Origin of the sequence: Sphingobacterium sp. SGG-5, assembly GCF_011043525.1 — a bacterium.
GTDB lineage: Bacteria > Bacteroidota > Bacteroidia > Sphingobacteriales > Sphingobacteriaceae > Sphingobacterium.
The window spans coordinates 231,928-255,794 of record NZ_JAAKGO010000006.1 but is presented as its reverse complement, the minus strand read 5'-3'; the positions used below and the strand labels follow the sequence as shown (position 1 = coordinate 255,794).

At 41.6% G+C, this 23,867-nt stretch carries 16 protein-coding genes; 4 read left to right on the top strand and 12 right to left on the bottom strand.

Features of this window, described 5'->3' with window-relative positions; translation table 11 throughout:
* Positions 1 to 5: 5 nt before the first annotated feature.
* Positions 6 to 2,951, bottom strand: a complete 2,946-nt coding sequence (locus G5B30_RS11360; RefSeq protein ID WP_165320112.1) for a TonB-dependent receptor plug domain-containing protein — start codon at positions 2,949 to 2,951, stop codon at positions 6 to 8.
* Positions 2,952 to 3,279: 328 nt separating this feature from the next.
* On the opposite strand from G5B30_RS11360, the gene G5B30_RS11355 reads away from it, so the two are divergent.
* Both G5B30_RS11355 and G5B30_RS11350 read left to right on the top strand, forming a co-directional pair.
* Positions 3,280 to 7,110, top strand: coding sequence for a hybrid sensor histidine kinase/response regulator transcription factor (locus tag G5B30_RS11355; protein WP_165320111.1), 3,831 nt, complete (start codon positions 3,280 to 3,282; stop codon positions 7,108 to 7,110).
* 53 nt (positions 7,111 to 7,163) lie between these two features.
* Positions 7,164 to 11,219: a glycoside hydrolase family 2 TIM barrel-domain containing protein gene (locus G5B30_RS11350; RefSeq protein WP_165320110.1), complete on the top strand. Its 4,056-nt coding sequence runs from the start codon at positions 7,164 to 7,166 to the stop codon at positions 11,217 to 11,219.
* A gap of 82 nt (positions 11,220 to 11,301) precedes the next feature.
* Here the strand turns inward: G5B30_RS11350 and G5B30_RS11345 are convergent, their stop codons facing one another.
* The 11 genes from G5B30_RS11345 to G5B30_RS11295 form a co-directional block, all read right to left on the bottom strand.
* Positions 11,302 to 12,543: a glycoside hydrolase family 88 protein gene (locus G5B30_RS11345; protein WP_165320109.1), complete on the bottom strand. Its 1,242-nt coding sequence runs from the start codon at positions 12,541 to 12,543 to the stop codon at positions 11,302 to 11,304.
* A 128-nt stretch (positions 12,544 to 12,671) separates the two neighbouring features.
* Entirely contained in the window at positions 12,672 to 13,031 is a 360-nt protein-coding gene (locus G5B30_RS11340; protein ID WP_165320108.1) for a CoA-binding protein, read from the bottom strand.
* A gap of 22 nt (positions 13,032 to 13,053) precedes the next feature.
* A complete protein-coding gene (locus tag G5B30_RS11335) occupies positions 13,054 to 14,241 on the bottom strand; it encodes a serine hydrolase domain-containing protein (RefSeq protein WP_165320107.1) in 1,188 nt (395 codons plus the stop codon).
* Between the two features lie 88 nt (positions 14,242 to 14,329).
* Entirely contained in the window at positions 14,330 to 15,973 is a 1,644-nt protein-coding gene (locus tag G5B30_RS11330; RefSeq protein ID WP_165320106.1) for a dihydrolipoamide acetyltransferase family protein, read from the bottom strand.
* A 45-nt stretch (positions 15,974 to 16,018) separates the two neighbouring features.
* A complete protein-coding gene (gene pdhA / locus G5B30_RS11325) occupies positions 16,019 to 17,014 on the bottom strand; it encodes a pyruvate dehydrogenase (acetyl-transferring) E1 component subunit alpha (protein ID WP_165320105.1) in 996 nt (331 codons plus the stop codon).
* A 92-nt stretch (positions 17,015 to 17,106) separates the two neighbouring features.
* Positions 17,107 to 17,487 carry a PIN domain-containing protein gene (locus G5B30_RS11320; protein WP_165320104.1) on the bottom strand — a complete coding sequence of 127 codons (381 nt, stop codon included), beginning with the start codon at positions 17,485 to 17,487 and terminating at the stop codon, positions 17,107 to 17,109.
* Complete coding sequence (locus G5B30_RS11315) at positions 17,484 to 17,687, bottom strand: type II toxin-antitoxin system VapB family antitoxin (RefSeq protein ID WP_165320103.1); 204 nt, start codon at positions 17,685 to 17,687, stop codon at positions 17,484 to 17,486. Before G5B30_RS11315 ends, G5B30_RS11320 begins: the two co-directional genes overlap by 4 nt.
* A 62-nt stretch (positions 17,688 to 17,749) precedes the next feature.
* Positions 17,750 to 19,144, bottom strand: coding sequence for a histidine--tRNA ligase (hisS, locus tag G5B30_RS11310; protein ID WP_165320102.1), 1,395 nt, complete (start codon positions 19,142 to 19,144; stop codon positions 17,750 to 17,752).
* Between the two features lie 44 nt (positions 19,145 to 19,188).
* On the bottom strand, positions 19,189 to 19,917 hold the full coding sequence (gene rnc / locus G5B30_RS11305) for a ribonuclease III (protein ID WP_206367092.1): 729 nt from the start codon (positions 19,915 to 19,917) through the stop codon (positions 19,189 to 19,191).
* 81 nt (positions 19,918 to 19,998) lie between these two features.
* Complete coding sequence (gene fabF / locus G5B30_RS11300) at positions 19,999 to 21,252, bottom strand: beta-ketoacyl-ACP synthase II (protein ID WP_165320101.1); 1,254 nt, start codon at positions 21,250 to 21,252, stop codon at positions 19,999 to 20,001.
* A gap of 25 nt (positions 21,253 to 21,277) precedes the next feature.
* Entirely contained in the window at positions 21,278 to 21,514 is a 237-nt protein-coding gene (locus G5B30_RS11295; protein WP_079643602.1) for an acyl carrier protein, read from the bottom strand.
* A 297-nt stretch (positions 21,515 to 21,811) separates the two neighbouring features.
* Here G5B30_RS11295 and G5B30_RS11290 point away from each other — a divergent pair, with 297 nt between their 5' ends.
* Positions 21,812 to 22,312 carry an IPExxxVDY family protein gene (locus G5B30_RS11290; RefSeq protein ID WP_165320100.1) on the top strand — a complete coding sequence of 167 codons (501 nt, stop codon included), beginning with the start codon at positions 21,812 to 21,814 and terminating at the stop codon, positions 22,310 to 22,312.
* A 105-nt stretch (positions 22,313 to 22,417) separates the two neighbouring features.
* Positions 22,418 to 23,848, top strand: a complete 1,431-nt coding sequence (gene pyk, locus G5B30_RS11285; RefSeq protein ID WP_165320099.1) for a pyruvate kinase — start codon at positions 22,418 to 22,420, stop codon at positions 23,846 to 23,848.
* Positions 23,849 to 23,867 lie beyond the last annotated feature (19 nt).

Genomic DNA, 23,867 nt, shown 5'->3' with positions numbered 1-23,867 from the left:
TAATATTATAAACCTAATTGAAATCCTAGGGTAAACGACTTGACCATCGGCAAAGCATACCCTGAATAGTTACTCATCGACGTAATTAGCTCGGGGTCGGTACCCGAAAATTTGGTCCAGGTGTACAGGTTGTTGCCTGTAGCATAGACGGTCACACGGGTGAATTTATTGAATATGCCATCTGTCGCATGGCCTACCGGAAAGTTATAAGCCAGCGTCAAGGAACGTAATTTCATGTAGTCGAGCCGCTCCAGAAAAAAATCCTGCTGTAGCCGATAAGGATTCGTGCCGCTCCAAGGGTTGTAGACCGGGTATCTGCTGATATCGACATCCTGCTGCCAAAAGAAAATCTCTCGTACCGAGTTGATGTCATTTCTATTCTCCAGATTGATAAAATCGTATACATTAGCCGAACGCTGATTGAGTGCCGAATGGCCTAATGCAAAGTAGAGGTCTACATTCAGGGAGAAGTTTTTGTATGAAAAGTTGTTGTTGAAAGAGCCAAATAGTTTGGGCATACGCTGTCCTTTGAGTACACGGTCCTTCTGATCTATTCTACCATCGTTGTTCTGGTCGATCCATTTTGGATCGCCTACTCCCAAGGCTATACCGTCTGCCGTCAGGCGCTGTCCGTCCATCAGCGGTACTTCCGAGAGATACTCATATGCTCCTGATCCTTCTAAGATCCAAAAGTTATCGATACGGTCGCCTACCTTCAGCACACGGTCTCCCAAGATCAGCTGATCATTCCCTTTAGGTAGTGCGGTGAGTTTATTGACGGTATGGTTGAGGTTAAGATGTGTATTCCACCCCAATTTGGTATCTTTCAGTACACGAGCACCAAGCCCCAGCTCTACACCTCTGTTTCTCACATTCAGACCATTGGCATACGCGCCCACATACCCAAACTCTGAAGCTATGGGCACGCTAAGTATCTGATCGATGTCGTCTTTTTGGAAGATACTCAGATCCAATTGGACCCGATCCTGTCCCAAGGCCGTACTCAAGGTCACATCGGCCTGCCGGGTAATAGGCCATTTGACATCATACCCCACCCAGCCTTGTGAATAGGGTCGTGAGATAACTGCAAAGCCATTAAAAGAAGGGATATTGACTTCGTTGTCCCAACCAATGTCAACGCGATATTGAGGTCCTCTGCTAAAACGGTCGTCCAGCAAGGATTTGCCAAACTGGCTCCAGGAAGCACTCAACTTCAAATGGTTGAATAACTGATCGCCCTGGTCTATAAAGGTATATCCAGCTTTGAAGGCCGGTGAAAATATCCAGCGGCTGTCCGGCTGTATATTGGAAGCACCGTCATAACGCAACAGCGCATCGACTTTCAAGGCCTCGAGTGTATAGCCGATATGACTATAATAAGAAGCTATCCGTATGCGTTCTTTGTCGGTATTGCGGTAGATTTCTCCGGATATGGGTTTAAGATAATTGGCATCAGAGGTTTTACCACTCACGACAAAAACTTTGATAAAATCACTTGGCCCTCTGTATCCATATGAGTAGTTGTATTTGTACACATCAAAGGATAGTGTCTGTCCGACTTCAACATCCAGAGCTGAGTTATGTGAAAGCTCAAAATTCCTTTTCAAAAAGTTATTGAAATATACACGCTCGCTGTATCCAAAGTAACGGGATGCGTAATTATTTCCTTCCAACATCGTAGAAGGATAAAAGAGATCTCTCCTGCCTTCGCTATAATCATAGGACAATCTTGAATTTAAAAAATAACCGGCATGGTTTAATGTGAACAGAATGTCTCCCTGGATAACGGTAGATAAATTATCATCTATGGATTTTTTATATTCATCCAGCAAGTTTTGATAAACCGCTCCATTAGGAGGGATAGGAACACTGAGATCTGGCAAGTAACGCATCTCTTCCAGTCTATCCCGCATGTTTTTGTTGCGACCACGGTCGGTCAATTTGCCATTGATCATCCCGGAGACTGTCCACCAGGTAAAAGGAGCCATATTGATCGCAAAGCTGGCATTATAGGCTTTGAGGTTTGTGGCATCTGCGGGATTAGAATTACGGGTATGGCCCCCAAAGAATCTAAAATTGGCACGCTCAGAACCTCCCGACAACCCAAAATCTACGTTGTATAAGGGAGCAGCGTGGTAGTACCTGTCCGACCAGTCGGATGGGCCATAGTAATGGGTATTGGTCGAATCGGCCAAAAAGGAAGGGTATTTCAATCTTTGATCCAAATCGGCATACTTATCATAAAATTGTTGTCTAAACAGGTTTTCATAATAGGCGTTGGTTGGAATGATTGCTGGCTTGGCTCCTATTCCAGTGTAGGCATTGACCGTGATATCATTACGCCCTGCTTTGGCTCCTTTGGTCTTTATCCATATTGCACCATTGGAGGCATAGGGTCCCAGCTTCGCCAAGTTCAACGGATCTTTTATCACTTCTATACGCTCGATATTGTTGATATTGATCCCGGCAAATACATTCGTTGCAGGGCCAATCTTGGTGCTTTTGAACTGTTGTACATCATACACAAATGGGTTGACCGTCGTCACAGGCACACCATTGATATAGACCTGAGGCTGCAAATCGTCTCCTGTACTTGCATTCAAAATTGGAAAACTCAACCCTCTCAAATACATCAACTGCTCTACGCCGGGTTCCCCATTGCTCTCCTGTACATACAGGCTATTGGACTTTCCTTTTAACATTTGTTGCAAAGAAATCAAAGGTAACTTGTCGACCTGATCAATACGGACCGTATCGTAAGAACCTAAATTCGCATAGGGTGAATTAAGCTTGGATGCAATCTTCAACGAATCCTCTAAAGACAGCTTGACGGTATCTTGTTGCCCCAAGGTGCCCGCATGTGACACTCCCGCGGCAGTAACCGACAAAGATAGTAGCATATAGAGGGCAACTGCGGAAACAGACCTTAATGAAGTACAGATTAATTTCATTCTATTTCAAGTATTAATAAATAGGTATTATTTGCATTCTCTTTTTATCAAATCAAGGTGGCTATAGACTGTCATTTTTTAGGCCATCTCACATTTTAGGTATCTTCAAAGTATATCGAAGTTTTACTGTGACACTAATATTCGACAACTTTGGATAGCACAAATAACGATTAAAATTTCTACCCTCGAGGGGTAAAATCTTAAACATATAGGGGTAAAATCTTAAATAAATGAGACTGAGGTCTGTTATGATCGATAATCTATTCAAAAAAGCATATTTTTACATATACGACACGTAAATTGTCGAAACAGACAGCCTATTATGCTCATGAATCCTCTTAAAAGTGCTATTGTTATTTCTCTCCTGACAGGAGTTCTCTCCTTCTGGTCGTGTGGCATCTGCATTGGTCAAAATCTCAAATTCCATCATTTGCAGAACAAAGATCTACTGGACAATCAAAGCATCCTCAGCATAGCTCAGGACAAGGAGGGTCGGCTCTGGTTTGGCGGTAAAGAAAAATTGTATGTATACGACTCACGCAGTATAAAGAATATATTTGAAAACGACAGCACATTCACAGCCGGAGAGTATTTAAACAAAATTGCTATAGACGAACATAACAACATCTTCTTGGGTACCGCATACAGTCTGTTGATATACAATGTTTCGTCGCAGAAATACATTGTTTCGAAAAACCAGAGTCTAATCAATAGGCAGGTCAACGATATCAAGGTGAGTAAGGGAAAGACTTTTGTAGCTTCTTCGGAAGGACTCTACCTCATCACGTTCGACAGCAAGCAGAAGAAATACCGTATTGAAAAACGAATTACGGATCAAAATACGCAAACGGTCACGCTGGTCGATGAGAATACTATCCTTTATGCCATCGGTAAACAAATATATAGACAATCAGGCGATCAAGAGCCTCAACTGGAGATTTCATTGCCACTCCCTCATGATTTTATCACTACTATATATACGCAGGAAGGAGAAACTTGGATAGGCACCCACAGCAACGGGATATTTGTCTACCACAACAATCAATATCTAAAACAGATAAATGAGAATACCTCGACACTTCTGAGCAATAATATTCGAAAAATCACCAAAGCAAACAACACGATCTTTGTCGGTACATTGAAAGGATTAACGACGATCTCGTTGAATGGCCACATGACGAATTTCACACATGAGACGAATATACCTTGGTCCTTGTCTCAAAATTCTATTTACGACATCTATCAGGATAATCAGAACATCGTATGGATAGGTACATATTTCGGAGGGATCAATGCGATCTATCCCAATCCTTTTCCCATTCGTACCCTGACCGGGGAATTGACTTCGACCTATAGATTACGGTCGGACATTGTCAGTTCGATCGTAGAAGACAAGGATAGACTCTACGTGGGAACAGAGGAGTCGGGCCTGCAGATCATTGACAAGGCATCTGGAAAAACACAAAACATTCCGACGCCTTCCAATCTGGTCAAAGCTCTACTATTGCAGGACAACAAATTGTATATCGGCCAACATAATGGTGGGCTCAGCATTCTCGATCTTCGGACTTATAACATCCGAAACGGCATCTTGCCCGGACATTCTAACTCACGGGCCAATAATATTAATACCCTAACGGCAGATCCCAGTGGCCACATATTCTTGGGAACGGACAACGGGATATTTCAATGGGACGGACAAAACGCAGCGCTTTTAAAGGAAACCAACTCTTTGATAGGACAAATCTGTGACAATGGTGTGGACGGCCTATTCACATTATGGAGGGGTGATCTGCTATTTAAAAAATACACAGAGCAAAAATTTGAACCATTGCATATCAAAGGGTTAAAGGAGCCTATACGCTATCTATCAACCGACACCAATGGGGATCTGTGGCTATCCACAGACCATCATATCTATGTCCTCAATGGCACAGATGCCGTATTGATCTATGAGAATTCACTATTTAAATTTGGACGTACCCTGCATCTGAACAACACCCTCTGGATATGCAGTGACAATGGACTTTTGCGCTACAGCATCAGCACAAAGAAACTTCATGTATTGACAGTGGAAGACGGTCTAACCACTAATTTTCTCCAAGACTCACGATTTTATGTCAATGATGATGATCATATCTACCTGACGTCTCTTAAAGGGCTCAATACATTCAATCCGCAAACGCTCAAATTCAACAATCAAGCGCCTATGGTACTGTTCTCTAAATTCTCTGTTTTTGATAAGGAGGTCCTGTTAGAGCAACAGGAACGCGACACCGATATTCCGTACCATATCGACCTGTCCTATGATCAAAATTACTTTACGATAGAATTTGCTTCCTCTAATTTTATTAAACCTCAAAAAAACAAATACAAGTATAAATTGGAAGGTTTTGACAAAGATTGGAAAAGAAGTCCGTATCCTGTAGCCCGATATATGAATATTGCTCCTGGTAAGTACACCTTGTGGATGATGGTCAGTAATAATGACGATGTGTGGAATGAAGTACCCATGGGAATAGCGATAAACATCGCGCCCCCACTTTGGCGAACGTGGTGGGCATATGTATTATATATCCTGATCGCAGCCGCTATTCTCCACTTTATGATTAAGTTTATTGTCGAACGACAACTGTTGATCAATTCGGATAAGGAGCATGAAAAAAAGATAAAATTCTTTACGCAGATCTCACACGAGATACGCACTCCGCTCACGCTTATCACTGTTCCGATAGAGGACATCATCCATTCGACCCAAGATATGCCGGTTATCCAGGCGAAGGCAAAGCGTTTAAAAAACAATGCGGACAAGCTCCTCGGTATCGTCAATGAATTATTGGAGTTCAAGAAGATAGATGACGGAAAAGAAGTTTTAATATTGCGACCTGTTCAGATCAAAACTTATTTAGAGGACTTCTTTTATCTCTTCAGTGATCTCGCAGTTACAAAACATCTACACTTTTATATCAAACAGATCGAAGACATCGGCAGTATTCTATTGGATACCAAACAATTTGACAAAGCGCTCTTCAATCTTCTGTCGAATGCCGTGAAATATAGCCACGATGGGGGAACTGTCTTTCTGGAGGCAAGGACAGAAGATGGCTACTATACGATACGAATCGCTGACAATGGGATAGGCATATCCGATAAAAATCAATTCAAAATCTTCGAAGAATATTACCGTGATCCGAAAGCTCAGGATACTATCGGCACCGGAATAGGCCTGGCCCTAACCAAAAAGGTTGTCGAACAACATAAAGGAGAGATCAGCTGTACAGCACAACTCATCGAAGAGCAAGAATTTACGGTTTTCACGATTAGAATTCCAGTAAAATACTTTTCCAACCAAATCTCCATCCCTTATGATGGGAACGAGGAGGATTATACCGATCCTGTGCTCGCCATGAATAAACTGGACAAAGAAACGCTCCTTTTAGTCGAGGATAATCACGAATTGTCTGAAACAATTGCCAATCTCTTCATGGATCACTATCATGTCCTTAAAGCTTATGATGGGGAAGAAGGATTATTGATGGCTTCAAAATACCTTCCGGACATTATTGTCTCGGACGTCATGATGCCTAAGATGAACGGTATCGACATGTGTGAAAAGATAAAATCAAATATATTGACTACACATATACCGCTTATTTTATTGACCGCAGATACCAACGAGACTTCGCATATATCGGGCTTAAAATATGGCGCCAATGTGTATCTACAAAAGCCATTTAACACCAGTGTTTTGCTTCTAACGGTCAAAAATCTATTGGAACTGGCCTCGAACAAACGGAAGGAGTTTAATATTCGGGACCTCTCCGTACAATCGGACATCGATCAGAACTTTTTACGAAGTCTGGAGAAAATCATCGACCGTAATCTTCTGAACAATGAGTTTAATGTAGAGTTTATATCCAAAGAAATAGGTATGAGCCCACCTATCCTCTACAAAAAGCTGAAGGCAGTCACAGGTCTCTCGGTTAATAATTTTATTAAACAATACCGCCTAAAAAAAGCAGTAACACTTTTAAATACGAATAAGAATATAAGTGAAGTCGCTTATGCTGTGGGATTTTCAGACAGAAAATACTTTAGTAGGGAATTCAAAAAGCTCTTCGGAGTCAATCCTTCGGAGTACCCCATAAACCCTCACTAACGTTTATCTCAATGTTTTATGATACCCTTATACATTTACATCAGTTTCATTTTATGAAAAATCTCTTCAAAACTATTTGTTTTCTATACGTTATTATTTTTATCACTTTTACTGTTCAGGCGCAATCTTCCTTAAAGTCTTCGTATCCCTCCATCGAGGGATTCAGTTATGGCAGAATGAATGCTCCTTCTGGTAAGGAGTGGGAAACGCCTGAAGCACTTTCGCTCAATAAAGAATTGCCTCATGCTTATTTCTTTTCATTCCAAAATAGAGAAGACGCACGTCAGGTATTACCGGCACATAGCCCATACTGGCGGTCTTTAAATGGGACTTGGAAGTTTCATTGGGTAAAAACCCCCGATGATCGTCCTAAGAATTTTTATAAAACAACATTCGACGTATCCCAATGGGATGATGTGCCAGTGCCAATGAGCTGGAATATATATGGTATTCAAAAAAATGGTATACTAAAATATGGAGTACCGATTTATGTCAATCAAAAAGTTATTTTTCAGCATCAAGTCAAAGTAAATGACTGGAAAGGAGGAGTGATGCGCACACCCCCTCAGAATTGGACCACCTATATCTATCGAAATGAGGTTGGTTCATATCGGCGCAATTTTACCGTACCGAATCAATGGGATGGTCGAGAAGTATATATTAATTTTGATGGTGTAGACTCATTTTTTTATTTATGGATTAATGGAAAATACGTAGGATTTTCGAAAAACTCACGTAACCTTGCTTCATTTAATATTACCGCGTATCTAAACAAAAGCAAGGAGAACACCGTAGCAGTAGAGGTATATCGTAATTCAGATGCATCGTTTATTGAGGTGCAGGATATGTTCAGGTTACCCGGTATTTTTCGAAATGTATCCTTAACGTCAAAACCTCAAGTTCAGATCAGGGATTTACGTGTAATTTCTGATTTAGATGAGAACTACAAAAATGGTACGCTAACGATCTCAACCGATATTTTCAATCTGACCAAAAGATCTATCAAAGCCCATAAAATCCATTATAGCCTGTATGCCAATACACTGTATGCTGATGACAACAGCCTCGTTGAGCCCCTCTCGGTTTCACCTACATCCGTCGAACTCGATGCACTCCACAGCAGCACTGTAAAAAGCACTTTAAAAGTCAATCATCCGAATAAGTGGTCTGCTGAACGTCCTTACCGTTATACGTTGGTCGCTGAACTGAAAGATCATAGAAATCGTACTATAGAAACAGTTTCTACGCATGTGGGATTTAGAGAAGTAGAGATTAAAGATACAAAAGCAGAAGACGATGAATTTGGTTTAGCAGGTCGGTATTTTTATGTCAACGGCAAGACCGTAAAGTTGAAAGGTGTAAATCGGCATGAGACCAACCCGGAGAAAGGTAAAGTAGTCACACAAGACCAAATGGAGGAAGAAATTAAATTGATGAAAAGGGCAAATATTAATCATGTTCGTAATTCGCATTATCCAAATGATCCCTATTGGTATTATTTGTGTGATAAGTATGGCATCTATTTGGAGGATGAAGCTAATATTGAAAGTCACGAATACTATTACGGTGAAGCTTCGTTGTCACACGCAGCAGCGTGGAGGAATGCACATGTTGCCAGGAATTTAGAGATGGTTCACGCCACAATAAATCATCCCTCCATCGTCATTTGGTCATTAGGTAATGAAGCAGGACCTGGCGAAAATTTTGAAGCGGCCTATGGTGCTATAAAAAAAGTTGATAACTCAAGGCCGGTACAATACGAAAGAAATAATAGTATCGTAGACATGGGCTCCAATCAGTATCCATCTATAGGTTGGGTAAGAGATGCGGTAAAAGGTACATACAAATTGAAATATCCTTTTCATATATCAGAATATGCCCATTCTATGGGCAATGCAGCAGGCAATTTGATCGATTATTGGAAGGCGATAGAATCGACTAATTTCTTTATGGGAGGAGCAATTTGGGATTGGCATGACCAATCTATGTATTATTACGATAAAGATACGGGGGAGAAATTTTTGGCATATGGCGGGGATTTTGGAGATATTCCCAATGATGGCACATTTGTTAATAACGGGCTGATATTTGCCGATATGAAACCCAAACCGCAGTATGAAGAGGTGAAGAAGGTGTATCAGAATGTAGCGGTAAAAGCAGTAGACATAGAGCAAGGTAAGATCGAAATTTTCAATAAGAATTATTTTGTCGGATTGGACGACTATGAACTCGTATGGTCTCTCTATCAGGATGGTATAGCAGTTAAAGAAAACAAAAACTTCGTAGAAAATTCTTTGACTATAGGTCCCCGTCAACGGAAAGTGCTGACGATTCCATTACATTTCAACACACTGGATCCGCAATCGGAATACTTTGTGAAAGTCCAATTTTTGTTAAAAAAAGACCAACTTTGGGCAGAGAAAGGCTATGTGCAGATGGAAGAACAGATCTTCTTGAAGTCAGCTAATGGAGTCCCTTCTATCGCATCTATACAACCTAAAAATAAAATAAATATCATCGATCAGAATAACCTAAAAATAGTTCGAGGAGACAATTTCATTGTTAAGTTCGATACAGCGAGAGGGACGATTTATAGTTTAAATTATGCCAGTGATACGATTATCCGCGAAGGAGAAGGGCCGAAATTGGATGCCTTGCGTGCTCCGGTGGATAATGACAATTGGGCCTACAAGAAATGGTTTGAAAACGGCCTACATAATCTAAAGCATACCGCTTTATCTAATAAGACTTACATGCGTCCTGATGGAGCGATCGTACTTTCTTTTGTTGTTGAATCACAAGCTCCGAACAGCACTGCATTGCTTGGAGGCACATCCGGCAAGTTTACATTAGTTGAACATACAGATAAGCCTTTTAATAATCATGATTTCAAGTTCACCACCCACCAAATATGGACGGTGTATGCAGACGGAACAATAGAGCTTGAATCAAGTATAGCATCCAATGATGAAACATTTGCTCTTGCACGGTTGGGCTATGCACTACAGCTGCCGAGTAAATATGAAAATTACACCTATTACGGCCGGGGGCCTGTTAATAATTATGCAGATCGTAAATCTGCACAAAATATTGAGTTACACAAAAGCACAGTAAAAGATCAGTTCGTACCATGGACTAATCCGCAGAGTATGAGCAACAATGAAGAAGTTCGTTGGGCATCCCTGACAGATGCACAGGGAGATGGTGTCATCTTTATAGCGAAAGATGTGATGTCAACGTCCTCTTTGCCTTGGAACGAATTGGAAGTGACATTAGCAAGTCATCCATATAAACTACCGAAAAGTTCGGGAACTTATGTGCATTTGGATGCTGCGGTGACCGGTTTAGGGGGGAATAGCTGCGGCCAAGGGCCACCCTTGGAGCAAGATCGCGTCAAGGCTAAATTGACCAATTTTGGATTCATGATCCGCCCCGTTAAAAACTATAATTATTCAGCGCAATCCAAAGTAGTCGTCGCAGGAGATGTCCCACTCGGTATATCCCGCGACCGCCGAGGAGAGGTTACAATTACCAGTGAGGGAAAGAATGCGGTAATTCTATACCAAGTCGGCAATGGCAAGCCAAAGATCTATGGACAAGGTTTTAATCTCCGTGAAGGTGGTAAGGTTACGGCATGGTATAAGGGTAATGAAAGACTTAAAACAATATCTGATTTCCCCAAAATAGAGACCGTGCCATTAGAGGTTGTTTTTGTGTCCAGCCAAGAAACGGGAGAAGGCAATGTAGAGCATCTTGTTGATAATAATCCAAACACGATGTGGCATACGATGTATTCGGTGACGGTAGCACAATATCCACACTGGGTAGATTTTGATATGGGCGAGACTAAAAAGATCAGTGGCTTTTCGTATCTACCTCGTCAGAACGGAACCAACGGTAATATCAAAGATTATCGTATCCAAGTCAGTCAAGATGGGGTGACGTGGAGTAAACCAATCATAGAAAATGCTTTTGATAAGAATACCAACTTACAGACTATCCGCTTTACTCGTCCGGTCTCCGGACGTTATATTCGCTTTACAGCCTTAAGCGCACAGAATGGACAGGATTTTGCCGCTGGTGCTGAATTTAATGTACTGGTCGAATAAGATAGAACACGAGCAACCTCATAAAAAACCCTGCGTAAGTTTCCAATACTACGCAGGGTTTATACATAAAGGGGTAATATGACTACAATGGGTTTTGGGGGACAACAGGTTCCTCCTCCAATAATCTTTTATACCTGACCAACGCCTCTACATAATAATAGTCCGCATACGTCAACGGTACATCGACTTCTGAATTAAGCGGTAAAGCTCCGACACTATGTTTTAAGATATACCCTCCATTGTCACCGTAAGCCGCTTTATACGGGGGCTCCGAAAGATTCTTGATAATCGTCTCTGCTGCTGAAAAAAAGCGGAGGCTCTCCTTTCCTTTTGTATACTGTGCCAATTCCAGTAAAGCAGAGGCATACAGCGCAGCAGCGGATACATCCCGCAGCGTACGATTAGCGTACATCTTGCTTGTCGACGGGATTTTATCCATATCAAAATCCCAATACGGTATCATATCTGCCGGAAGATTAGGATGATTAAGGATAAATTTTGCAATATGACGCGCTTGCTTCAAAAATGCTTTTTTTCCAGTTTCCCTGTACATCATGGTGTACCCATATAATGCCCATCCCTGACCCCGGGCCCAGGCCGATTCGTCCGCAGCCCCTTGATGTGTCTTCTTGGCGATCACTTTGCCGGTATTGCTATCATAATCAATTACATGATAAGAGCTATAATCCTTTCTAAAATGGTTTTTCAGCGTTGTCTCCGCATGCGTTACGGCAATATTATAATATTTTTTATCACCCGTCAGCTTGGATAGCTGTGTCAAAAATTCCAAATTCATCATATTATCAATGATGACCGGATAATGCCATGGCTTATGATCCCACGATCGGATAGCCTTTGTTTTGTCACTGTAACGCGACGAGAGCGACTCTGCACCAGCCACCAAAACCGGCTTATACTCCGCATTACCGGTGAGACGAAGCCTATTTCCAAAGCTGCAGAATAACATAAATCCCAAATCATGTGTCCCCTTATTATTCTTTTCTTTTTCCAGATAAACCAATTTATCTTCTGCCAATTTCCTCAATTCTGCTTTTTGCGTACCTTCATAGAGATACCATAATGTGCCGGGATAAAAGCCGGAACACCACCAGGAAGAACTGGAAAATTTCTGCTGGTTTTTTTCAAAGGTTTTTGGAAACTTATCTTTGGGCGTGGCTGCCGCTAATACTTCTATCTGTTTGGCTGCTTGATCCAAATTGGCCTGGATAAATTCTTTGGAGAGCTGGAATTTATGCTGTGCCAATGCCAAGGTTCCAAAAGCGCTATATACTAAAGCAACAAAAACGAAATGGATTTTTCTCATGATTCGATAATAATAAGTTGACAACGAATATATCCAAAAATCCCTTTCCAAAGAATTGAAAAGGGACCTTTGATCTTATTATTAGAAAACATTCCGAAAACAAACGTTTTCGTAACAACAATATTATTTTAATACTGTCCTGTATTCAACATCACCAAGGTACATCCTTCCACGACCTCAACCCCCTGCTCTTCCAACATTTTCGCCAGCTCTGGATTTTCGGCTCCGGGATTAAATATCACACGATTAGGTTTAGTGTTCAATATATAATCATAATAAGGAGGCTGATTTTTTGGCCCCACATATAATGTAATCGTATCGATATCCGCATGGAGCGTCGTGGCTGTCTCAATGGTAACCCCCGCAACTTCACCTACTTTTCTCCCCACATTGACGATGGGATATCCTTTTCGTACAAGTTTATTTGCCACCAGGTACGAATATCGGGCAGGGTTCGTACTAGCCCCTAATATTAAGGTTTTTTTCATATAGTAAGTATTGATATTATTCTCATTCATGGTCCATAAACCCACCATTCGAGTCGTATGCATTTTTTCTCAAAATAGGCATTTCCAAAATTTTATACAAATTATCGAGATGATTTAGACTCCCATTAACCATATTGGAAAGAAGCACTATCGTAATATCATCTGTCAAATCGCGTACATACAGGTTCTTAAACCCATGCCACCATCCGGTATGATAGACAATCTGTGCATGAGGTGGGGAGAATGTCCTCCATCCATAGCCGTAGCTGAACAGACCACGTTTGGGATCGCTCCTCCCTATATAAGCAGAATCCAACAGCTCTTTTTTCAACAATCGCCCCTCTTTCAACGCGATATCCAATAAATACATATCCTGCACCGTACTATAAACCCCTTTATCACCAACAGGCCCATCCAGATAATTCTGTACAACGGAACGCCTCCATACACGGTCATGTCCTATTACATCCGTAGGTATCTGATCGTACTCCGCTTTCGAAAGAATAGCTGTATTCTTCATGCCCGCTGGCCTAAACACATGCAGCTTCATATAATCGGCAAAACTTAAACCGGTAACCTGTTCGACGACAGCTGCGAGAAGCATATAGTTCGAGTTATTATAAAGAAACCGACCGTCCGGTTTCCCATATCTTGCGGGCTTATGCTCTATAAGCAACTTCACTACATCGCTATTCGTCATGCCTTTCTTTCGATCCGGCCAAACTGTTTCTGCAAAATACACGTAGTTCGGTAGACCTGACCGGTGTGTTAATAACTGCTCGACGGTTACCCCCGGATAGGGAAAGCCCGGAAAAAATTCTTCGATCTCCTGATCAAGCCGGATTTTCTCCTGATCGACAAGCTGCAATACAGCTAATGCGGTCATAGGCTTCGAAACAGAGGCCAATTCAAAACGGGAGTCGATCTTAAGACTGTCCTTATGCAGGTAATCAGCCCATCCGAACGTATTTTGGTAGATAATTTTTCCCTTCTTTGCGATGAGCACATTTCCATTAAAGCCAGACCGTTTATGGAGATTATGCATAAAGGCATCAATTTGTTCATCCGCCTCCAGCGGGTTATACAATAAAGCGATACTGTCTAATTCAGCTTGATTTTTTTCGATCTGTTGCTGTTTCTTCTGGGCATTAGAACAAGCGATGAACAGGAAAAATAAGAATGGGGCAAAAAGAAATAACGTAAATCTCACAAGTCATGGAATTTTATCAGTCAAACATCGCGTAAAAAAAGCCACTTTATCAGGATAGAGTGGCTTTTTTATGCTTAATAACACGAATTTATGCCAACAAGCGGATAGGTGCTTCCAATAACCCTTTTAAGGTTTGTAAAAACTGAGCTCCGGTAGCTCCATCGACAACACGATGGTCACAGCCCAATGTTAACTTCATCACATTGCCCGGTACAACAGCACCATTCTTTACCACCGGAACCTGCTGGATTGCGCCAACAGACAAAATTGCACCATCCGGCGAATTGATGATCGATGTAAACTCATCAATACCAAACATACCCAAATTAGAAACCGTAAATGTAGATCCTTCCCAATCGGATGGTTGTAATTTCTTCGCTTTCGCTTTACCTGCAAAATCCTTCACTTCTGCTGAAATGTGGGAAAGGGATTTACCATCTGCAAAACGTACAACCGGAACGAGTAAGCCGTCTTCTACAGCAATAGCCACTCCGATATTGGTATGTTCGTTAAATCTGATCTTGTCTCCTTCCCATGACGAATTAACAGCAGGGTGCTGTTTCAAAGCTATAGCAACGGCTTTGATAACAATATCATTGAAAGAAACTTTTACCGGAGCTACTTCATTGATCTGTGTTCGTGCTGCCATGGCATTATCCATGTCTATGCTGATTGTCAGATAGAAATGCGGTGCAGTAAACAAAGATTCGGACAATCTCCGTGCAATAGTCTTCCGCATCTGCGAAACCTTTACTTCCGTATATTTTTCTTCACCAATATATTGCGGCAGCGTAACGGTGGTTGCTCCCGAAGCTGCAGATGATGCGCTATCAGAAGCTGTCGCAGCTTTCGCCTTCGGAACGTAATTTTCGACATCCTTCTTCACGATGCGACCGCCATCTGCAGAACCTTGAACATCACTCAGATTAATACCTTTCTCTTTGGCAATTTTACGTGCCAGCGGGGAAGCTTTCACTCTCGAGTCATCCGATGATGTTTCGGATGTTTCGGCCGGTGTATCCGGTGTTGCAGGAGCTGGTGTAGCATCCGCTTTTTCAGCTGCTTTCTCTTCCGCAGCAGGCGCTGCTGCCTTCTGATTCAACAAAGGTGTCACATCCGTTCCTTCCGGGCCTACGATAGCAATAATATCATTTACCTTCGCCGCCTGCCCTGCTTCGAGTCCAACGTATAACAATGTACCTTCCGCATAAGCCGTCACTTCCATCGTCGCTTTATCCGTTTCGACATCAGCAATCGCGTCATCCGATTTAATCGTATCCCCTACTTTAAAATTCCACTGCGCAATAACGCCTTCTGTCATCGTATCACTTAGGAGCGGCATCGTGATTACCGTCACGCCCAAATCCTCAGCGGAGACCGGAGCAGCGGACGACTCTGCTGCCGCATCTTCCTTTTTATCCGCTTTCGGTTCCTTTTCTTCGGGTTTTGGTGCGTCAGAGCCACCTTCCTCCAATAATGCTTTATAGTCCTCGCCTTCCTCTCCCAAAATAGCAATAACTGCATCCACAGCTACAGCTTCCCCTTCTTTCGGACCAATATACAACAAGGTACCTTCCTGATACGACTCAAAGTCCATTGTTGCTTTATCTGTTTCGACTTCCGCTAAAAGGTCGCCGGAATCAACTTTATCTCCTACTTTTTTGTGCCATTTTGCGATTACACCTTCTGTCATGGTGTCGCTCATTTTCGGCATTTTTACTACTTCAGCCATGTGTTTTTAGTAGATTATTTTTTTGTTTTTAACCTGTAAAGTAAATCAATCCATAATGAATGGATAATCCTCTTGTACGTAGATATCCTGGTACAATTCCTCTACGCTTGGATATGGAGACTCCTCTGCAAATTTAACAGCGTCATCCACAATTTGTTTGACTTCCGACTCTACTTTATTGAACCACTCCTCATCGGCATATTTATTTTCGAGGATGGCATGCTTCGTACTCAGAACAGGGTCTCTGTCTTTATATGATTCCAACTCTTCCTTGGTGCGGTATTTTGCAGGATCGGACATGGAGTGCCCTTTATAACGATAAGTGCGGATTTCTAAAAACGTAGGGCCTTCACCGGCACGAGCACGCTGCACAGCTTCATCCATAGCGGTATGAACAGCAACAGGATCCATCCCGTCTACCGGCATACTTGGCATGTCAAACGCCAACCCGATTTTGTAGATATCCTCCATATTGGTCGTACGTTTTACCGACGTTCCCATGGCATAGCCATTGTTCTCACACACAAATATAACAGGCAACTTCCACAGCATCGCCATATTAAAGGTCTCATTCAACGACCCCTGACGCACTGCTCCATCCCCCATAAAACACACATTCACATTATCCGTACCCAAATACTTTTCTGCAAATGCAATACCTGCTCCTAAAGGTATCTGCCCACCCACGATACCGTGGCCTCCCATCATACGATGTTCTTTGGAGAAAAAGTGCATGGAACCACCTTTACCTTTCGAACATCCTGTTATTTTGCCGTACAGCTCTGCCATACATGCATTCGCCGATACTCCTTTGGCTAAAGCTTGTGCATGGTCACGATACGATGTAATGACCGAATCCTCGGGTCTGGTCGCAGATATCGTACCCGCCATGACGGCCTCCTGACCAATGTATAAATGACAGAAACCGCGAATTTTTTGCTGTCCGTAGAGCTGGCCAGCCTTTTCTTCAAATTTACGCATGAGGTACATGGATCTGTACCACTCCAAGTATGTTTCTTTTGTTATCGGTGTTGCACTCATTTCAAAGTTTATTTCTTCTTTAAATCGACCACAAATCTAACAATTTATATCGATAAAAAGGAGACTTTTTAAAGGGGAATTAAGTAAAACATTCAGCTTTTAAATAGTTTTAGAGCAATATGCTTACGCATCAGCTGAAAATGTTTGTCCAAGCTCCATAATTCTAAATTGGAATCCATACAGTGCTGAGCAATCATTAAATCCGGCAAACCCACTTTATTAATACCATTTTTTATGTTCAAATTTTGAACCAACCTAATCCCCTCCCAAAACACCGTGTAAGGCACACATGGTAAAGCTTGCAGGGCCTCGATCAAATCTTTTTGATTTCTATGTAAGAGAGCAGGGAGAAGTTCTGTAAGAATAATTTCGTTTGTACAAACCACGTCCAGTCGAACAAGATTACTTAATTCTTCGGAATATTCCCCTCCTCTAAAGTAGTCTATCCACACGGAAGTATCGACCAAAATCATATATTGGAAACTCTGTTTCTGGTAATATCTAAGTCAATATCCAGATCTATTTTTCCTCTGAAATTAAGTAATTTCAACCGTTTATTGCGTTCGATCATTTCTTGCAAAGCCTGCTTAATAGCCTCTATCTTTGATTTAGAACCGCTTACCCTTACTGCTTCATCTATCAACGCCTCTGGCAAATCGATTGTCGTTTTCATCTTGATTATATATAAAATAACATACGAATATATATAAATTCATATACATATCAAAGTTCCAGCTATTGTCCATTAATAGCCAATTTCTGCACCAGCTCCTTTTCACTGACCTTAGTTTGCGCACCGCTTTCCATATTCTTAAGCGTATAAAGGCTCGATGCGATCTCCTCGTCACCGACAAGCAACACAAACGGGATTCCCTTCGCATCGGCATAAGCCATTTGCTTTTTGAGCTTAGCACTGTTGGGGTACAGCTCGGCAGCAATTCCGTTATTACGCACAACCGACAACAGAGGGAGCGTAACCATTTCTGCGGCCTTATCAAAGTTCACCACCAGTAATTTTGTATTCGACACATGAATATCCGGATACAGATCAAGCTCTTCCAGCACATCATAAATCCGGTCCGCTCCAAAGGATATACCCACACCCGTCAACCCCTTCAGCCCAAACATACCCGTCAGATCGTCATAGCGACCTCCCCCGCCGATGCTACCCATCGCCACCTCATTCGTTTTGACCTCAAAGATACAACCCGTATAATAATTTAAACCTCTGGCCAACGTGATATCCACTTCAACAAACGCGTCCAAAAGATCACTTGAACCCGTAAAAGCACGCACATAATCAAACACTTCATCTATTTCTGCTACACCCCTCAACCCTGTCTCCGACTGTGCCAATACCGCTTTCAACTGCTGCAATTTCTCCGCATTATTTCCTTGCAATTCGATAATCGGCTGCAACAGATTTAAATCATCTGCCGTAAAACCACGCTCCAGAAGTTCTTTATTGACACCTTCTAAGCCAATCTTATCCAGTTTATCGATCGCAACGGTCATATCCACGATCAGCTCAGGCTTACCAATGATCTCCGCAATACCACTCAGTATCTTACGGTTATTGATCTTAATCGTAAAATCTTTTAATCCCAGGTTTTTGAGCGCTTCCTGGTAGATCAGCACAAATTCCGCTTCATTGAGCAGGCTCTCCGAACCCACCACATCCACATCACATTGATAAAATTCACGGTAACGCCCTCTTTGCGGGCGGTCTGCCCGCCATACCGGTTGGATCTGGAAGCGTTTAAAAGGAAGCGCTATGTCGTTTTGATGCATCACGACATAGCGCGCAAATGGCACGGTAAGATCATACCGCAATGCCTTTTCGGTAATATGAGGAATAAGTTGATTATGTTGATTTTTTTGCAACAAATCCTCGGGTACTTTAGATAAATAATCCCCCGAATTTAAGATCTTAAAGATCAGTTTATCACCCTCATCACCATACTTTCCGGTCAACGTATTCAAGTTTTCAAAAGAAGGCGTCTGGATTTCACTGTAGCCAAACTTTTGAAACACCTGTCGCAGTGTCCGAAATATATAATTTCTTTTCTCCATTTCCACCGGAGAAAAATCACGTGTACCTTTCGCTAAAGATGGTTTGATATTTGCCATACCGCAAAGGTAAGATAACGGAACGAATAATAGCTTTTTAGCAGCTACAAAATCTTAAGATGTTCGCAGGCTCGCTCGGCAGCGAGCTTCTCGGCACTTTTTTTATTGAAATCGCGGCCTAACCCACAGGGTTCTCCACCCACTGTGACTTCAATGCTGAACATTTTTACGGATTCGCCTATAGGATTATCAACCTGAACAAAAGATACTTCTTTTCCTTCTTGTTGACACCATTCTATTAACCGGCTTTTAAAGTTGGTTTCTGTATTTTCAAGCAGATGAATATCGACATGGGGTTTGATAATACGGATCCACAGAAACTCTTTGGTAAACCGATACCCCTTATCCAGGTACACAGCTCCGACCAACGCTTCAAATGCATCCCCCAATAGGGAGCCTTGTTTATTGGGATAATGGATCATCCGGGCATCGTATTGTATCAGTTTGTCAAATCCCAGTTTACGTGATAGCTTATTGAGATTGGCACGGGAGACAATCTTTGAGCGCATTTCTGTTAAAAAACCTTCATCTTTATACGGGTAAAGTTTAAACAGCAGTTCTGCGACCACGGATCCGAGAACTGCATCCCCTAAAAACTCTAAGCGCTCATTGCTATTCTTGACGCCTTCTTTAATTGTGGTGGCCACAGACTTGTGCCTGAATGCCATCCGGTAAAGCTTAAGATTACCGGGTACAAATCCGAGGATATTCTTCAGTTGCCTGATGTATTTCCTGTTCGGCGAAAGGTAAAGATTATAGAATTTAAAAGACATGCTTCCCTTTATCATAAGAAAATAGGTAGCCTTTCTTCAAAGCCACCTATTCAGAAATCTTATTATGTATTTACACAGACATTAGTCGAGGTATTTTTTTACGATAACAGTCGCATTATGGCCACCGAACCCAAATGTGTTACTCAACGCGGCTCTTACCTCACGCTTTTGGGCTTTGTTAAACGTAAAATTCAATCGGTTGTCGATTTCCGGATCATCGGTAAAATGATTAATTGTCGGAGGGACAATATCGTTCTTAACCGTTAAAATAGCAGCTATGGCTTCTATAGCTCCGGCTGCACCGAGAAGGTGACCCGTCATCGATTTTGTCGAACTAATATTCAACTTGTAGGCATGTTCACCAAATAAGTCGACAATAGCTTTTGCTTCACTGATATCTCCTACAGGAGTAGAAGTACCGTGTACATTGATATAATCGATATCGGAAAAATCCATTTCTGCATCCTTTACCGCCATAGTCATGGCCAATTTGGCTCCTAACCCTTCAGGATGTGAAGCGGTAATATGATGTGCGTCAGCACTCATCCCGCCACCAACAATTTCAGCATAAATCTTTGCTCCCCTGGCCAAAGCGTGTTCTAAGCTTTCCAATATAATTGCCCCTGAACCTTCACCGGATACAAAACCGTCCCGATCCTTATCAAAAGGACGTGATGCCGTCTTTGGATCATCGTTACGCGTTGAAAGGGCATGCATCGCGTTAAATCCTCCGATTCCGGCTTCATTGATAGTTGCTTCCGATCCACCGGTAATAATGATATCGGCACGACCCATACGGATATAAGTAAATGCATCAATCATCGCATTGGTAGAAGATGCACATGCCGACACGGCCGAAAAGTTAGGCCCACGCAAACCATACCGCATGGAGATATGACCCGGAGCAATGTCAACTAACATCTTGGGGATAAAGAACGGATTAAAGCGTGGGGTTCCATCACCTTTTGAGAAGTTAACCACTTCATCCGTGAAAGTCCTAAGCCCACCTATACCGGACCCCCATATAACACCGATACGATTCCGATCCAACTTATCAAAATCAAGATCGGCATCTTTAACAGCTTCATCCGTAGAAGCTATCGCAAATTGCACAAATGGATCAACTTTACGTGCTTCTTTACGATCCATAATATCGTGTGGATCGAAGCCTTTTACCTCACACGCAAACTGCGTTTTAAATTTTGATGCGTCGAAATGCGTAATAGGAGCAGCTCCACTTACACCATTTATTAATCCGTTCCAATAATCTGTAACGGAATTACCTAACGGTGTAAGTGCACCTAACCCTGTAACAACTACTCTTTTAAGCTCCATTTATGATGTTTAGCCTAATAATTAGTTAGTTAACGTTTTTTTCTAAGTAAGCGATAGCTTGACCAACAGTACTGATGTTCTCAGCCTGGTCATCAGGAATTGCAACATTGAATTCTTTCTCGAACTCCATGATCAACTCAACTGTATCAAGTGAGTCTGCACCTAAATCATTCGTGAAAGAAGCTTCTGGCGTAACTTCATTTTCATCAACACCTAACTTTTCAACGATAATTGCTTTTACTCTTGATGCGATATCTGACATGATTTTATAGTTTAATATGTTTAATAAATCTGTGCAAAGAAAAAATAAATTTCCCCAAAAACCAAACCTTTTTGATTTTTAGACGAAAATATAAGAGCGCCAACCCTTTATCCACACCATAACGACGGAATAAAGCCTATTCAATAATAACAAAATTAGCATATAATAGCAAATTATTTTTTTCACTACAACTTTTATAATTCAAGAAAAACTAGTACCATGTTGTAGGATCGTCCCGATAATTGTAAATTTCCTCTACTTTATCTAAGTTTGTTTCTAATCAACGAGAATATCGAATTGAATAAAATCACTTTCAAAATTGACTTCGACTTTGATCTGGAATTAGATTTCACCTTAATCGGCATTAGTACGTCATTGCGGGACTACCGATTGTGCCATTTTATCAATAAAGAGACAGGGCTAAATCTTATTTTCGGTAAAGAGTCACCATTAGATCATAACGGTAATTTAAAGAACAAGCCTCCTGACGAACTGGATTACCACATATTGCACGAAAAAAGCAAAAGCAAAAAAGAAGTTACTCATCACTATCAAATTTATCGGTATTGTAACGATATTTTTGAATTCGAGTACTATTTGGTCAACAACAAAAGCTTGGAAAATGGCGTTTTAATCCCCGAAGCTTCTAATTTTGATTATTTTTTACTTATCAAACATTACATTGACGAAGAAGACCTTATTCTCCTCATCGAACAGATCCGATCCATTCCGCAAATCATGTTAGTAAAAGAAATTGATCCAATAGCATTGAAATCTAAAGAAAATCTGATATTTTAGCAAACTATTTTCTAAGTGTACAAATTACACCATGCAAAATTATTCAAAAGAACATATTCTTCCTTTACTTGGTTCTTCCAGTAAGGAAGCTAAAATTTTATATAGATGAAAAAAATCCAAAAAAGAACAAAAATAGTAGCGACTCTTGGTCCAGCATCAGCACCTAAGGAAATATTATCCCAAATGATTGCTAAAGGCGTAGACGTGTGTCGCCTCAACTTTTCCCACGGCAGTCAGGATGATCATCTTAAGGTAATAGAGACGATCAACGCCATAAATGAGGAGTTTGGCTATAATGTAGGTATTTTAGCGGATCTACAAGGACCTAAAATTCGTATCGGAAAGATGAAAGAAGGCGGAGCAATCCTCCTGAACGGCTCTAAGGTGGAGATAACAACGCAAGAACTTATCGGAGATGAACGCCGTATTTATATTACGTACGAAAACTTTCCAAATGATGTGCAAGAGAATGAAATAATCCTACTGGATGACGGAAAGTTACAGTTGCGTGTTCTTTCAACAAACTATAAAGACACCGTAACGTGTGAAGTCGTACATGGCGGCGTCCTCACTTCACGAAAAGGTGTTAATCTACCAAATACGAAGGTGTCTATTCCTTCACTGACAGTGGAAGACCTCGACAATCTTAATTTTGCATTAGATCACGGTGCTGATTGGATAGCGATGTCTTTTGTACGGTCAGCAGAAGATATTATTCAAGGTAAAAAAATCATCGCTGATAAGGGAAGTCACGCCAAGATCATTGCCAAGATAGAAAAACCTGAAGCTATTGAAAACATTGATGCCATTATTGAAGCAACAGATGCAATCATGGTGGCTCGTGGTGATCTCGGGGTAGAGATGCCTATGGAAGAGGTTCCTGGGCTACAGAAAATGATCGTACAAAAATGCCGCAACTTGGCTAAACCTGTTATCATCGCTACACAGATGTTGGAAAGCATGATTACAACACCTCGGCCTACACGTGCCGAGGTAAACGACGTGGCCAACTCAGTATTGGATGGTGCTGACGCCGTGATGCTTAGTGGTGAAACTTCCGTAGGTGAGTTTCCCGAAATTGTTATCGAAACAATGGCAAAAGTTATCACACATGTGGAAGCGACTTCTTATCCTTATTATAGTGAAAAAGAAGACAGCTACACCGATGTGAGTTTAATACCGGATGCCATTTGTGGATCATCTATCTTTTTAGCCCAAAAAACCAAAGCATCAGCTATAGCGGTCATGACAGCATCGGGATACACCGCATTTGAAATATCCAGCTATCGCCCGGATGCAAATATCTTTGTATTTACAGGAAATAAACACCTGCTCCGTCAGTTGAGCTTGCTTTGGGGTGTAAGAACCTTTATATATAGTAAATATGAAAGTACGGATGGGTCTGTTCAGGATGTTAACGGCCTGCTAAAAGAATATCACCTCGTCGAACCGGGACAGATTGTCATCAATACAGCTTCCACACCGTTGCACGAAAAAGGAAAAACCAACACGATAAAGGTATCGGAGGTAAAATAATTACAACAAACACCTGACA

Excerpts from the sequence above, each read along its gene's own strand:
- G5B30_RS11355 (WP_165320111.1), top strand. The coding sequence starts at position 3,280 with ATGAATCCTCTTAAAAGTGCTATTGTTATTTCTCTCCTGACAGGAGTT.
- G5B30_RS11360 (WP_165320112.1), bottom strand. The coding sequence starts at position 2,951 with ATGAAATTAATCTGTACTTCATTAAGGTCTGTTTCCGCAGTTGCCCTC.
- fabF (WP_165320101.1), bottom strand. The coding sequence starts at position 21,252 with ATGGAGCTTAAAAGAGTAGTTGTTACAGGGTTAGGTGCACTTACACCG.
- pdhA (WP_165320105.1), bottom strand. The coding sequence starts at position 17,014 with ATGAGTGCAACACCGATAACAAAAGAAACATACTTGGAGTGGTACAGA.
- G5B30_RS11295 (WP_079643602.1), bottom strand. The coding sequence starts at position 21,514 with ATGTCAGATATCGCATCAAGAGTAAAAGCAATTATCGTTGAAAAGTTA.
- G5B30_RS11350 (WP_165320110.1), top strand. The coding sequence starts at position 7,164 with ATGAAAAATCTCTTCAAAACTATTTGTTTTCTATACGTTATTATTTTT.
- G5B30_RS11330 (WP_165320106.1), bottom strand. The coding sequence starts at position 15,973 with ATGGCTGAAGTAGTAAAAATGCCGAAAATGAGCGACACCATGACAGAA.
- pyk (WP_165320099.1), top strand. The coding sequence starts at position 22,418 with ATGAAAAAAATCCAAAAAAGAACAAAAATAGTAGCGACTCTTGGTCCA.
- rnc (WP_206367092.1), bottom strand. The coding sequence starts at position 19,917 with ATGTCTTTTAAATTCTATAATCTTTACCTTTCGCCGAACAGGAAATAC.
- G5B30_RS11340 (WP_165320108.1), bottom strand. The coding sequence starts at position 13,031 with ATGAAAAAAACCTTAATATTAGGGGCTAGTACGAACCCTGCCCGATAT.
- G5B30_RS11320 (WP_165320104.1), bottom strand. The coding sequence starts at position 17,487 with ATGATTTTGGTCGATACTTCCGTGTGGATAGACTACTTTAGAGGAGGG.
- G5B30_RS11345 (WP_165320109.1), bottom strand. The coding sequence starts at position 12,543 with ATGAGAAAAATCCATTTCGTTTTTGTTGCTTTAGTATATAGCGCTTTT.
- G5B30_RS11315 (WP_165320103.1), bottom strand. The coding sequence starts at position 17,687 with ATGAAAACGACAATCGATTTGCCAGAGGCGTTGATAGATGAAGCAGTA.
- hisS (WP_165320102.1), bottom strand. The coding sequence starts at position 19,144 with ATGGCAAATATCAAACCATCTTTAGCGAAAGGTACACGTGATTTTTCT.